A 13,414-nucleotide genomic window follows, 5' to 3' on the forward strand; every position below is an offset into this window, starting at 1 on the left:
TAAAGTCTTCTGAGTACTTATGTGGCCCCAAGTGATACCCCTTTAAACTCACATAAACCCATAAATTTGTATACCAGAAGTATTCTAGCTACTATCTGGTATACACACTTGAACCACTGGTATACATCGATGAAAATGACACTCAATCAGTCGATTATAATCAATAAGTTATCTATCGACGTGAAACCGAGCCTTGATCCGCAAGGCAGAGTAGTCTACTTACCCAATCCAGAGCGAAAACCGTATCTTATCACTGATAATCACCGGGATTCACCCGTTGGTTTTGGTGTCAAAATCAGTGCAACGAAAAAGACCTATATCGTTCAGCGACGAGTCTCTTCTCCTGGCAATCGCCCTAAGACAGGGGGAAAATCCCCATCTGAGGTTATCAGGTCTACAATTGGCAATGTCTCTGATTTCGCTAACATCGATCAAGCCCGCGAGGTTGCTCGCAATTTAGTTCAAACCATGAAGTTGACCAAAAGGAACCCTAACAAAATAAAACGGGAGTCCGATGCTTCTGAACTCACTATCAGTGAAGTGTTTGCACAATACCGCCAGCATCTGCTGGGTAGAGCGAAACCAGCTAAACCCAACACCTTGGCTGTATTAGATAAAGCAGAAAACAGGCTTTCTGAGTGGGCTGGTTTGCGAGTTAAAGATCTTACTGGTAATGAAATTCTTAGGAAGTTTGATGAGATTGCTTCAAGAGCCAGAACAGCAGCGGAACAGACCTTTAGGTGGGCGAATGTTGCTGTAAAACACGCAATAGAGATTGAAGCTGGGAATGCTCAGACCCAGCAACGACAACCTTCTCTATCTTACAACCCTTTCAGTATCTTAAAGGTACAGAAAAAGTTTAGGACACGTTCTGAGCTTGAGGATAGTTATCGGGCAAAAGGTGTCAGAAACCCCTTATCACCAAAGGATACACTTGGTCGGTTCTTGACTGCATTGTTCAACAAGAGAAGCTTCAACCGGCTTGGGTGCGATTATCTGCTACTTACCGTTCTCTTAGGTGCTCGTAAGGAAGAAACAGCTTCTCTGTGTTGGCGAGAGTCTCTTACAAAGGAAGAAGCTAAAACGACAAGCTATGTTGACCTGAGTAACAGAACTATCCGTTTTTACGACACTAAGAATCGAAACGATCACGAGCTTCCGATTTGTGATGCTGTCAAAAGAATTTTGGAAGATAGAAGAGACATAGTAAACGATACGGTAACCCAGAAGGACAAACAGAAGTGGGTTTTCCCGGCCCGTTCTTCTCGAAGTAAAGTTGGTCACTATTCCGATAGTAAAAGTCTAAGGGAATATATCTGCCAAGAGGCGGGAATCCTGAAGCTTGGTATGCATGATCTACGAAGGACATTTGGTAGGGTTGCTGAAGAACTTGTTTCATATGCCGTCGTTAAGAGACTGCTCAATCACAGAAATACAACAGATCCAACAGAAAGGTATGCAGAACCTGATCAAGAACGGATTTTTGAAGCATTACAAAGGATTGAGTTGCATATGCTTATGACTGCTCCTAAATTATACAATGTGTTACTTGCTTCGGCTAAGTATCCTCCATTACCTGAAACGAGGGAGTGAAGATGAGTGTGGTGGAAGTTTTGCGGGAGTATTCAGAGGTATGGAAACTATTTGGTCAAATGCCTGATTCTGCCATTGTAAATAGTGAGCTTGCTTCTGTCTTTCTTGGCATAAGCATCAAAACCCTTGCCCGATATAGACAAAATGGGGGAGGGCCACCTTATATCCAATACCAAGCAGAAGATACGAAAGCGAGAAATCAGCGGGTTCTCTATGTATTAGGTGATCTGCGAGTTTGGAGAGATATCCATAAAGTAAATAGTTCAATGCATGGTGCTCAGGTTCGTGGCTTGGCTTTTACATCATTGACCGATTTTATAGAAGAACATCCTTTTATTGTTAAAAATAAAATCATCCAAAAAAGGAAAATAAAAAGGTTAGGAGTTAGAGATTCAGATACTGACATATACGATGATGTCATCTTAGGGCATATACTTTGTGTGGAAGAAACAGTTTTAACAAGCCAAATATCTAATAACGATTTTCAAGTTATTTGGATTTCAATTGAAGAAGCTTTGAAAAAACATTGGGAACATAACGATAATAAAAATATATTTTTAGAATGTTTTAAGCTGTGCTCACAAGAAATCATTACAAACGCAGAAATAATTAGTGATTATAATTTTTTAAAACAGCAATTGAGGTGATAATGAAAATTACACAAATGGAGATCAAAGGTTTTAAGAGCTTTGATAATGTAGGGCAAACTATAAATATAAATTCATTCACCAGCTTAATTGGAGGGAATGGAACAGGTAAGACGGCTGTTCTCCTCGCATTGACAAGGATGTTTGGTGTCAAAAGCTCCGATAGAATTGTTCAAGTTGATGATTTTTATGTTCCTCCTGGAGATGAAATCGATACTCAAGATGAAAGAGAATTATCAGTTCGTGTAAAATTTGAATTTGCAGATCTGCAAGATGGTGAGGACGATTCAGTCGCTGATTTCTTTAAGCATTTGGTCTCAAATGAAGCAGACCAGATCCCATACTGTATAGCAAAATTAAAAGCTAAATGGACAAAAACTAATCTTGCAGAAGGGGATATAGATAGTGATTTAGTATGGGAAATAGGAGAATATGAAAAAAATATTACAGCATATGAAAGATCAAAAATCCATGTTCATTATGTCCCTGCTTATCGCGATCCTGCTCAACAACTGAAGCAAACAGCCGGAACCATCATGCACCGTTTGATAAATGCAGTTGAATGGTCTGAACAGATGAGTTCAACGGTTGATGAGGTTGCAGAATCAATCGGAAACCAGTTCCAAGAAGAAATTGGGGTTCAGACAATAACATCTTCATTGGGCAGAAATTGGAAAACTCTTTTTAGCGGAGGGTATTTTGAACAGCTTAAAATTCAGCCAGTAATGAATGGAATAGAAGATGTATTAAAGCATATAGATACTGTATTTATGCCTACTCCGGTGACTCAGCCATTACCAACTGAAAGATTGAGTGATGGTATGAAGTCATTGTTTTATCTTTCGTTAGTCAAATCTGCATTTGATATTGAAGATGAGATCATTAATTCAGGAGAAAATGAATTATCAATATCAGTAGAAGCATTAGATCCTCCAAATTTAACGATAATATTAATCGAAGAACCAGAAAATCATCTTTCACCCCAATATTTAGGAAGAATAGTTAAACTATGTGAAGATATATCTGAGAATGATCGAGCACAGGTTGTTTTAACAACACACGCACCTTCATTACTCAATAGAGTAGAACCAGAAAATATAAGGTATTTTCGTCTACATGATAATAAAAATACTGTTGTCAAACCAATATTATTACCAAGCGAAGATGAAGACGATGGAGACAATGTTGATACTTTCACTTATGTAAAAGAAGCAGTGAAGGCATATCCAGAAATTTATTTTGCAAAAGTTGTAATACTTGGTGAAGGTGATAGCGAAGAAATAGTAATACCTAAAATAGCTCAAGTAAATGGTATAGAGCTTGACACTTCATTGATAACATTTGCTCCATTAGGAGGGCGATATGTTAATCATTTTTGGAAGTTACTCAATGAGCTTTCAATTCCACATGTGACTCTTCTCGACTATGATTTCAAGAGAGGAGGAGGTGGTGGTTGGGGAAGAATTAAATATGCAGTCAAACAATTAATATCTATAGGTGCAGATAAAAATGAATTGTTAAGTATTACTTCAGGAACTTTAAGTGATGAAGAGCTTGAAAAAATGCATACATGGGATGAGGATCAAGATAATGAATCGGCATGGATTAATTGTCTAAAAGATTATAATGTTTATTTTTCTTACCCCTACGATTTAGATTGGCTAATGCTTAATAAATTCTTTGAGGATTATAAGACATTTGTTCCCAAAAATGGTGGGCCAAGATTGCCAAAAGATGACGATCATGAATATGATAATAAAGTTAAATCGGCAATTGCTGCAGTTTTGAAAAAAGAAGAGAAAGATATTGATATTAGTGAGTTCGATGATTATGAAAAATATTTTTGGTATCGTTACCTATTTTTAGGAAGAGGTAAACCATTATCGCACAATTATGTTCTATCAAAAATGGAAGACGATAAGTTAAGAGATGATAGTCCTGAAGTTCTTAATGAAATTATCGAAACAGTAAGAGGATTACTTTAATGCCGACTATTAAAGATGCCGATTGGGTTTTAAAGGATATCCAAGAAGTAGAAGACGAGGCTATGAGGGTAATTCGAAATAGTACAGGGCATAATCTCGTTCTTGCTGGTCCCGGTGCAGGTAAAACAGAATTATTGGCTCAGAAAGCTTGTTTCTTGATTGAGACAGGAAAATGCAGCAATAAAAAAATAATTGCATTATCCTTTAAAAAAGATGCGGCCAAAAATCTTCAAGATAGAGTAAACTCACGGCTTGATACAAAATATAGACACAAATTTGAATCAACAACATTTGATGCATTCTGTAAAAGTATTGTTGATCGCTTTAAAAGCACTATTCCGGAATCTTATCGTCCATCAAATGACTATGAAATAATCTTTCCAAATAATAATGATTTAGTTGAAGAAATTAAAAGAGAGGCCGTAGGCTTTGAAGGTTTAACATCTGAAGAATTAAATAAATTACAACCTTATAATTTTGAAGAGAATTATATAGTAACTCCTTATAATAAAGCATTAGAACATTCTGTTGATGGCAGGATAAGACGGTTTGTGTGGTTACACTTATTAAAACCAAAATCAAGGATTTCATTCAAGATGATTAATTTTCTTGCTAATTATATTATTAGTAGGAATCAATATTTATCTAATGCTATAAATTCAACATATGACTATGCTTTTATCGATGAGTTTCAGGACACAACATATAGGCAATATGAGATTTTTAAGAGCATTTTCTTGGGTAAAAAAATAAAAATAACAGCAGTCGGTGATACAAAACAAAGAATAATGGGTTGGGCAGGTGCAATGCACAATGCTTTTGATGTGTTTAAAAAAGATTTTGGAATCGAACAATCTAATGAATTAGTTAGCAATAGAAGGTCATTAAAAAACCTCATAAATTATCAACGCATGATGGAAGCTTTCATGAATCATGCTGATATAAAGCCTGATATGATGTTGATTGAAAATGAAGGTTCAGCTAAGTTACTACAATTTGACGAAAGTAGTATTGAAGGGGCATATATAGCATTATGTATCCAGCAATGGATTGCTGAAGGAGTAAATGAAAGAGATATATGTATACTGCTAAGAAACCCGGCTAAACAATATACAGACGATATCATTTCAGCATTGCAATATTTGAAAATACAATGTCGCCTTGAGAACGAGTATCAGGATCTTTTAAATGAAGCTGTAGTACAGTTACTTTTACAAATGCTAATGTTTGTCTGTAATAGAAAATCCATAGAAAGCTGGGCCACTGCAATGGAGCTTCTATGTAATATAAGAGGAGTAAGTAAAAGAGGTGATGTTACACGGTTAGAAAAAGAACTTAGCCAGTTTATTAAATCTCATCGGGTAATTAAAGGAGAAATTGTCGATTATTTATATTCATTATTAAGTATATTTGGTGTCGATAAAATAAAGTCTTACTTTCCGCAGTATATGAGTGGGAATGGTTTAGAATATAGCATAGAATTACTTTCTCGCCACCTCGATAAGTTAGATGTAAAAGAAAACACATCAGAAGCCATTGATTTATTACTTGGCAATAAAACAATACCTCTTATGACCATCCATAAAAGTAAAGGGTTAGAGTTCAGGAAGGTCATCGTTGTGGGGCTTGAACCTGGTGCCTATTTTGGTAAAGAAGAAGAGCAAATAGAAAATCAAAAAACAGTCTTTGTGGCATTTTCAAGAGCCATTGAAGAAGTATTAATGACTCGTTGTAAAATAAGAAACAATAGTTATGGCAGGTCTTTCAAGCAGAATTGTAATGATATACCGTTAATAACAAACATGATAACTTATTGTGGTATCGAGGCTGAAGATTATCAAGGTTGAAAAATGATGGCGATTTCAGATCGCCATCATTTCTATTTTGTTTTTTGCATAGTAAAGTTGAAATTGCTTCCGATTTCGTTAATAACCTCCAATGTTAACTGGCTTTTTGAAGATTTTATTATTTTATAGGATTGGTTTTTCCCATCAGCCATATTCTCCTCAATAGTTGGTAACTTTTTATTGTTTATCACCTCTATTTTCAGTGGATCAAGATCTTCGTTATTTAAAGCCAGCTTCATAGGTTTTGTTTTTAGGCTATTTAATGATGTAATTAACTCATTATCATATAGTTCCCAATCACCAGCACCATCAGAAAGATAATCTATTAATATATGGTCACCTGGAGCATTAGAGTCAATAGAGATACTGCCATGAAAGTTGTATTTTCCATTAGAGAAGAAGGTCGTTTTTCCATTAACCCTAACGGTATTCCCTTTTACGGTGTAAGAGTAATCAGATAGCCAGCTTCCTACAATACTGTCATATCTCTGAGTAGAAGGGGAGGTCGGGTTGTAGTACGCATAGATTGTGAATACTGTCGCAATAATCCCGCATAAAGAACCTATAACTCCTATTATCTTTAAAAATGTAGAGATTTTTCGTACCATGAAACATTACTCATATAATATAGATCGTTAGATGAGTAATTTTATCATCATATAGTTGCCATTAACATAGTTGGTTAATTTTTCGTACACTGTACATTTAAATATTTTCTAATTTCTTATTTGTGCTTTACAAAACAAATTACACTTTTCTATTATTTATTTTATATCAATGAGTTACTAACTAAAGTAAATATAGGGGACCATATATTCACCTTAAGGTGAATATATGGCCGATTCGTTATTGGAGCCGCAATTAATAAGGTTGTTGAAAATAATTAAAAATAAATTTGTAACTTGCTAAAAAATTATGTTACCTATAAATAAAAATGAATTATGGGGTAACAATGAAGAGTGAATATTTAGTTAAAAAGATAATGACGAAAGGGGGAGAAAGATTTTGTATGATATTAAATTCAAACTCTGGCCTGCCGTTATACTATCAAAATGTATATCTTGGTTTGCTTGGGCGACAGAAAAATAAGTCGTTCAATACTATATTGAGAAACGCCTATGTTTTGATCCTTTTTGAAAAATACTTGATTAAGGAAAATATAAGTATACTCGAAAGAGTAAGTAACAAGACTTTTTTAAGCTATACAGAGTTATATTCATTATCAGAGTTTCTTAGAGTGAAAAGGAAGAAACGTAAAATAATTGATATGGTGACATACAAAAAGGTTAACGAAGAAAATCTACATTATCGACTTACAGTTATTAGCGACTATATATCATGGATTTATGATTCCTTTTATAGAGGTTCTGTGTATGAAACAAATTCATTGCTAAAATTCATTAAATCCAACTTTCAAAAGCATAAACCTAAGATAACTTCATATTCTTATATGAGCGATAATTTCAAATCTTTAGAAAAAGAAACTATAGAAGCTCTACTGGAATGTGTCAGTCCTGAAAGCGAATACAATCCATTTGAGAGGAATTGTCGGAAAAGAAATCAACTTGCTATATTAATACTTTATGAAACTGGAATGCGAGGAGGGGAGCTTTTAAACTTAAAGATATCAGATTTTAAAAGAAAGCAAAGATATCTGAAAATATCCAAAAGAATAAATGACCCTGAAGATCCCAGAGTATTTCAACCACTCGTAAAAACGGTTGAGAGAGAGATTAATATCAGTGAAAGGTTATGTATGCAGATAAGTTCATATATTGAAGGTGAGAGATCATATCATGCTAAATGTAAGAATCATGATTATCTATTAGTTACTCACAAATCCGGAGTTACAGAGGGATTACCATTAACCATAAGTGCATATAACAAAATTATGAGAAAAATAAAAGAAATTGAATATGAAGGAAGCTCTTTCAGACACTTCACTGGACATTGTTTACGACATACATGGAACTATATATACAGCTTAAAGTATATAGGTGTAACAGACCCATATAAATTAAACGAGTTAGATAGAATCCGGTGCATTAGAATGGGTTGGAAAGTAAACTCAAAATCAGTTCTGATTTATAATAATAGATTTATAAGCGAAGAGGCTTCCAGGGCTTTCCAGGAAGCAGATTTACTGAAAGAAGAAAAAATAAATAATAATAAAGGAGTAGTGAATGGAGAAATCGATTTTAGAAAAGCTCTCGGTATTAAAAGTAAAAGATAGCGGATTTGAATTCAATGTAAAGGATAATGTTTGGGTTCTTAGTAAAGACATAAAGTTGAATTTGTTATATTTAGAAAATACAATCAACTTATCTTTATTATCACTTGTAAAAGAAACTCTTGCATATACCGCTGTACATTTTAGCTCTGCTTATACGAGAAAGTTCTACTTTGCCATTAAGAAATTAATTGTATTTAATAATGGTGAGTTGAAAGAGTTTGAGTGTGGTTTGTTGAAACGGTTCTACAATACATTCTTAAAAATAAACTATACGCATGTAGAAAGTATGAAATACTTTCTAATAAAATTTCATGAGTTACACAATAAAGTCTTAAAACAAGAGGTTATAGATTTAATTTCAAAATGGAAAGTCGCAAAACCCAGGACAACTACGGCCTATAATGAAAGGCAAAAATACTTAAGGCCACTGCCTGATAATGAAATGAAGCACTTAATATTTAGTATTACAAAAGAATATAATGAAGGCAACATAACCATGAATGATTATCTTTTGGTTATGCTACTAATTTATACTGGTCGAAGACCAATGCAGATAGCACAACTTAAGAGAAAAGACCTTTATATTAAAAATGAAGGTAATTATTTAAATATTCCGAGATTAAAACAAGGTGGGAAGTTTCGAACTGATTTCACTGAATTGAAAATTAGTGATAATTTATTTGATTCATTATCCGAGCTTAAAGCCATAGTTAAAGCTTTTGTACAAAATGAAGCTCAGGATAAATTAAGCAAAGAAGAATTAGATAATCTCCCATTATTTATTGACCCAAGCTTTTTTAATTCTGGTTATAAGATTAACGAATTTTATGAAAATAACTTTGTAAACTTGCATATGAGTTCAAAGACAATTACAAGTCGATTGCAATCTGTTCACCGTAGAGTTAGTGGTAATAAAAATTCTACAATAAACTCCCGACAGTTAAGGATTACTCTGGCAACAAGACTTGCTCAAAGAGGATATGGGTTAAGTACTTTAGCTAAAGTTCTGGATCATACAAATTTGAAATCCGTACTATCTTATGCGAAAAATAACGAGGAGTTTTCTTTCAGAATAGAACAAGCAATTAATGAATCAATAAGCCCCTATGCTTCTTCATTTCTAATGGATAGTGAGGGTATCACATTCAAAATGATTGAGGATTTGATTAATATAAAAAAACTAACTAATCAATTAATATCCAATCATTCAAAACAATCAGAAGTAGAACTATTGGTTGCTTTATTCACAAGTGTAGAGAGTAAAATCAATACAATAATAAAGTTTCTTAACACTGAAGAGGAATAAATACCATGTATTTTAAAAATTATGATTTTTTCGCAAATGAAGTAAGAGTTCAAGCAGAAAGAGACAATATAATAAACTGGAGTAGCCTATCATGGGGGAAAGGAGTGGCTTTCAAAAAGTTTAGTTATAAAATAAATGATATAAATATGGGGGAGCATTTTCAACAGTTAGCGAAAGTCCTTATATATAGAGAATGTTTCCCTAATGTGCATAAATCACTGATTTATCTGACAACAATCAAGCTTATGGAATATTCATATATGGAATTAAATGTTGATCTTCATATCGTTAACTTAAATTCAGAAATTATATTCAATATTGTAGATCAAGCTGAAAAAAATTACTCAATCAATCGTGCATGTGCAATAGAAAAAACACTGAAAGAAATTTTAGAAGTCTTAGCAACCAAAAACATAATAAACCCAAGACTCAGCAGGTTTAACACCAGGTTGAGAGGGATTTCAAATAAATCAGCAAGGGATATTTCAGAACAAAATAATGTTAAAAAGAAGTTACCCGAAGACGATGTGATTGATTTTATAGGTAGAGTATTTCGTTCTGAAGATAAAAGTGAACGAGATATATTTACCACCTCTATTATAGCTTTACTTCTTTGTGCCCCTACACGAATATCTGAGATCATAAACCTTGAAGTAGATTGTGAAGTTGAAGGGACTGATTCTGAGGGGAAAGCTACTTATGGCATTCGCTATTTCTGTGCAAAAGGGTATGGTGATAGTATTAAGTGGATTCCAAGTAATATGAAACCAATAGCCAGATTAGCTATCCAAAGGTTAAAAAATTTATCTCATACAGCAAGGGCTATCGCTGCTATCCGCGAAAATGGTGAATTAGAATTTTACAACCTGTTAGGAACAGAACCAGAGGCAAATGATTTTTATACAAAGCTGTGCGATATCTTGAATATAAAAGACAAAAACTCCTTTAATATCAGGACACAAAATGTCTTGGCAAAGGTCGAAGAGGAGAGAATTAGTGCAAAAGAATTTTGGAACGAAGTTTTAAATTATGAGGAAAAAATAGATCATTGGAATGTTTTTTTTATTCCTACCAAACTCAGCAATAAACTCTTACTGTTAGCTAAAGATCAATTGCATATGAAAAAGGGAAGTGACTTATTTCATGTTGCACCTGCAACTAAAAAATTATTTTTTGCAGACTTCAAGAAAAGATCAGGTGCAGGGAAAGATAGTGCTTTAAATTTCTTTCAAAGGCATAAATCGTTACAACCAGATGGTATGAAAGAAGTGTTTAGAAGCCATCAGCCAAGGCATCTTTTGAATACGCTTGCTCAAAGGGCTATGTTATCTGAAGTGGAAATAGCATTTTGGTCAGGAAGACGAAGTGTGGAACAAAATAGTGTTTATGACAACAGAAGTTGGGAAGAATTGAGAAATATCGAGAGGAAGGTGTTATTTTCCGAAGAAATGTTATCTGATTTAGGAGAAGGAGTTAGATTTGAACTAATTGCTAAGATCAAAGAGAATTTAGAATCACTGCGCAATAATTATGAATTATATAAAAGCCAGCATGATAATCAACGAGTGAAAATAATTGTTAAGGAAATTAAAGAAATCGATAAAATCATAAACCATATCATTAGATATTACAATAAAGGTGACGAACATGAGCAAAAAGTTTAGTAGTAAAGATATTGAGTTTATTCTTGATAGAATAAACAGCTGGGAAGGAGATATAACTTGGGTTGGGATTTGTGACTCACTTGAAGAACATTTTGGAAAAAAACCATCACGACAAGCTCTTTCAAGACATACCGCTATAAAATATGCATATAACCAGAAGAAGAAAAATAAATATAATACTGTTACGAATATTAAAAAACCTCAGAGTCTCGCTTATGCTTCGAATAAAATTCGAACATTAGAATCTGAAAATGCGAGATTACTAAATGAAAATAATAGACTTCTTGTTATGGTTAGAGACCTTCAGATGGTCGCATACAGCAAAGGTCTTAGAGAAGATCAAATTTTTCCCAAAAACAAAAAATAATTTTGACATCAATAGGTTTTGTCTATTGATGTTTTTTAAATATGTGGTAATTATATATGTATTGTCAGGAAGACAAAATCAAATTTTGCAAGGATGCAACTTATGAACAAAAACAATCTTAATTCAGTAATGACACTTGAAGAACAGCTTGTTGTCATCGTAGATAAATACATCTCAAGACGGTACCTGTCGCACGATAAAAGTTTCGCTTACCAGCTATACCTCCTTTTCGTAGGATATCATTTAAAGTATTTCTATCCGAGACAGATCTACACCCGCTCTAACCGAAACATAGACAACATCATGACGATGTTCAGTTCAGTGTATAAATGCCTTACAAGTAATCTGTTACAGCGATTAAACAATAAGGAAGCTGTTATCAGGGAGCTAAACTCTCTCGTTAACTATATCGATAGCAATCAAGAAATGGCAGAAGAAATCTATGCTACTGTCAGAGCACAATATGAAATGAAAGTAATCGAGAAAGAGTTAACCCATGAAGTTCGCGTAAGAGCCGTCAGGTTATAGGCAATAAAAAGCCCCTGTGCAGGGGCTAAAAGAGACTTCTTGATATAGGCTACTACTGAACTTCTTTCCAGACACCATCAGCTTTAACTAATTTAATTGGTTTCGTCTGTTTATTGTTGCTAATAGAAGCATCGACAATGCAGTTGTAAACATTGTTTGCTTCTTCCGAACAGCTTACTTTTTTTACATAATCGATTTTTAAAAGGTCTTTTTCTGACACTCTTGAATCAAAAGCATTCATGCTGGCATTGGTTTTATCTACAACACTTTTGAATGCATTGTAGATATCATCTTGACTTGGTTCACTATTACATGCAGTTAATAGAAAAGTAGAAAGAATGATTGTTAGCATAGCATATGCTTTCATGTTAAATCCCTTTTGTTCTTAATGTTGGTGAGTGAAAACTGCTCTGTGTGCAAATTTTTTACGAATATATAATCTTGTAGAAATCATTAATGTTAAAAGAATAACGAGAGCTACTAAAAAACTTTGACTTATATAAAGTATGATGTAAGCAATGGCTAATAAAATAAATCCTATTAGTAAAGATAACCAAGGTGAAACTTCGCCATATTTGATGGTTGAATGACAGCCGGTACAAACACGGACACCAAACTGGCTCTCTTTGAAGCAGAACGGACACTTAATGGTTTCGTTATTCATATTAACTCCATTTTTACAATCGGTTCCTGATACTGCTATTGCTTAAAAATCATCAGGCTCTTTTCAGGGATTCTCGATGAATAATTATCTTTAGTAAAATCACTTGTACCGATCGATGTCTAAGTTACGATAGGTTTAGACTATCATAATATTGATATTGATCTGTAATAACGATCAATCATTTCTTGACTAAACACAAGTTGTCCACTAATAGGCAAAGTGCGGTTACAGAAGGAATTTGTAATTGACTGTCTATAAACGAATTTTTCTTGAAGATTTCAGGTGATGTGATGAATAGACTACTGAGAAGTTTGAAGGGACCTGGTGGAGGATGTTCTTCCCATAGCTTCTGAGAAGCTCTATGAACCTTCTTAAAAATGGAATCCAGCCACTAAGCCTGGAGTGTTTTTGCCTTTGTACTGCATTTTTTTGAAGAATCTTTCCTACGATTTCGTTTCGTTTGTCTTCTCTGAGCCGTAATTCCAGTTCTGCAATTTTTTCAACGATACTTTCCTTTCTCTCAGTGGTTTTCAACACTGTTGCAGGAGCAGGAGCAGGAGCAGGAGCAGGAGCAGGAGCA

At 34.0% G+C, this 13,414-nt stretch carries 12 protein-coding genes and 1 pseudogene; 9 read left to right on the forward strand and 4 right to left on the reverse strand.

From position 1 onward, the window contains the following. The first annotated feature begins 129 nt into the window (after positions 1-129). Genes BFG58_RS14885 through BFG58_RS14900 form a run of 4 tightly spaced genes read left to right on the forward strand, consistent with a single transcriptional unit; the run spans position 130 to position 6,072 of the window. A complete protein-coding gene (locus tag BFG58_RS14885; protein ID WP_069720032.1) occupies positions 130-1,593 on the forward strand; it encodes a tyrosine-type recombinase/integrase in 1,464 nt (487 codons plus the stop codon). A gap of 2 nt (positions 1,594-1,595) precedes the next feature. Then, complete coding sequence (locus tag BFG58_RS14890; RefSeq protein WP_069720033.1) at positions 1,596-2,240, forward strand: hypothetical protein; 645 nt, start codon at positions 1,596-1,598, stop codon at positions 2,238-2,240. Between the two features lie 2 nt (positions 2,241-2,242). Beyond that, positions 2,243-4,225 carry an ATP-dependent endonuclease gene (locus BFG58_RS14895; RefSeq protein ID WP_032230125.1) on the forward strand — a complete coding sequence of 661 codons (1,983 nt, stop codon included), beginning with the start codon at positions 2,243-2,245 and terminating at the stop codon, positions 4,223-4,225. Next, positions 4,225-6,072, forward strand: a complete 1,848-nt coding sequence (locus BFG58_RS14900) for an ATP-dependent helicase (RefSeq protein WP_069720034.1) — start codon at positions 4,225-4,227, stop codon at positions 6,070-6,072. Before BFG58_RS14895 ends, BFG58_RS14900 begins: the two co-directional genes overlap by 1 nt. Positions 6,073-6,104: 32 nt before the next feature. Here the strand turns inward: BFG58_RS14900 and BFG58_RS14905 are convergent, their stop codons facing one another. Next, the gene (locus tag BFG58_RS14905) at positions 6,105-6,680 is read right to left on the reverse strand and encodes a hypothetical protein (protein WP_032230123.1); all 576 of its coding nucleotides are present in this window, start codon (positions 6,678-6,680) and stop codon (positions 6,105-6,107) included. A gap of 344 nt (positions 6,681-7,024) precedes the next feature. On the opposite strand from BFG58_RS14905, the gene BFG58_RS23400 reads away from it, so the two are divergent. The 5 genes from BFG58_RS23400 (at position 7,025) to BFG58_RS24345 (ending at position 12,170) form a co-directional block, all read left to right on the forward strand. Next, complete coding sequence (locus tag BFG58_RS23400) at positions 7,025-8,305, forward strand: site-specific integrase (RefSeq protein ID WP_217627979.1); 1,281 nt, start codon at positions 7,025-7,027, stop codon at positions 8,303-8,305. Beyond that, positions 8,256-9,611 carry a site-specific integrase gene (locus BFG58_RS14910; protein WP_000415689.1) on the forward strand — a complete coding sequence of 452 codons (1,356 nt, stop codon included), beginning with the start codon at positions 8,256-8,258 and terminating at the stop codon, positions 9,609-9,611. The genes BFG58_RS23400 and BFG58_RS14910 overlap by 50 nt, the downstream gene beginning before the upstream one ends. A 5-nt stretch (positions 9,612-9,616) precedes the next feature. Continuing rightward, positions 9,617-11,275 carry a hypothetical protein gene (locus tag BFG58_RS14915; RefSeq protein ID WP_069720035.1) on the forward strand — a complete coding sequence of 553 codons (1,659 nt, stop codon included), beginning with the start codon at positions 9,617-9,619 and terminating at the stop codon, positions 11,273-11,275. Further along, positions 11,259-11,642, forward strand: a complete 384-nt coding sequence (locus BFG58_RS14920; protein WP_069720036.1) for a hypothetical protein — start codon at positions 11,259-11,261, stop codon at positions 11,640-11,642. Before BFG58_RS14915 ends, BFG58_RS14920 begins: the two co-directional genes overlap by 17 nt. Before the next feature lie 102 nt (positions 11,643-11,744). Beyond that, positions 11,745-12,170, forward strand: coding sequence for a hypothetical protein (locus BFG58_RS24345; protein ID WP_069720037.1), 426 nt, complete (start codon positions 11,745-11,747; stop codon positions 12,168-12,170). Positions 12,171-12,222: 52 nt separating this feature from the next. On the opposite strand, the gene BFG58_RS14930 is transcribed toward BFG58_RS24345, so the two are convergent. The 3 genes and pseudogenes from BFG58_RS14930 to BFG58_RS23410 all read right to left on the reverse strand — a co-directional run. Further along, a complete protein-coding gene (locus BFG58_RS14930; protein ID WP_069720038.1) occupies positions 12,223-12,537 on the reverse strand; it encodes a cell wall-binding protein in 315 nt (104 codons plus the stop codon). An 18-nt stretch (positions 12,538-12,555) separates the two neighbouring features. Continuing rightward, positions 12,556-12,834: a hypothetical protein gene (locus tag BFG58_RS23405; RefSeq protein ID WP_071995492.1), complete on the reverse strand. Its 279-nt coding sequence runs from the start codon at positions 12,832-12,834 to the stop codon at positions 12,556-12,558. 252 nt (positions 12,835-13,086) lie between these two features. After that, positions 13,087-13,414: pseudogene (locus BFG58_RS23410) on the reverse strand (relaxase); the annotation flags it as partial.

This window comes from Enterobacter sp. ku-bf2 (genome assembly GCF_001742765.1).
GTDB classification, from domain to species: domain Bacteria; phylum Pseudomonadota; class Gammaproteobacteria; order Enterobacterales; family Enterobacteriaceae; genus Enterobacter; species Enterobacter quasiroggenkampii.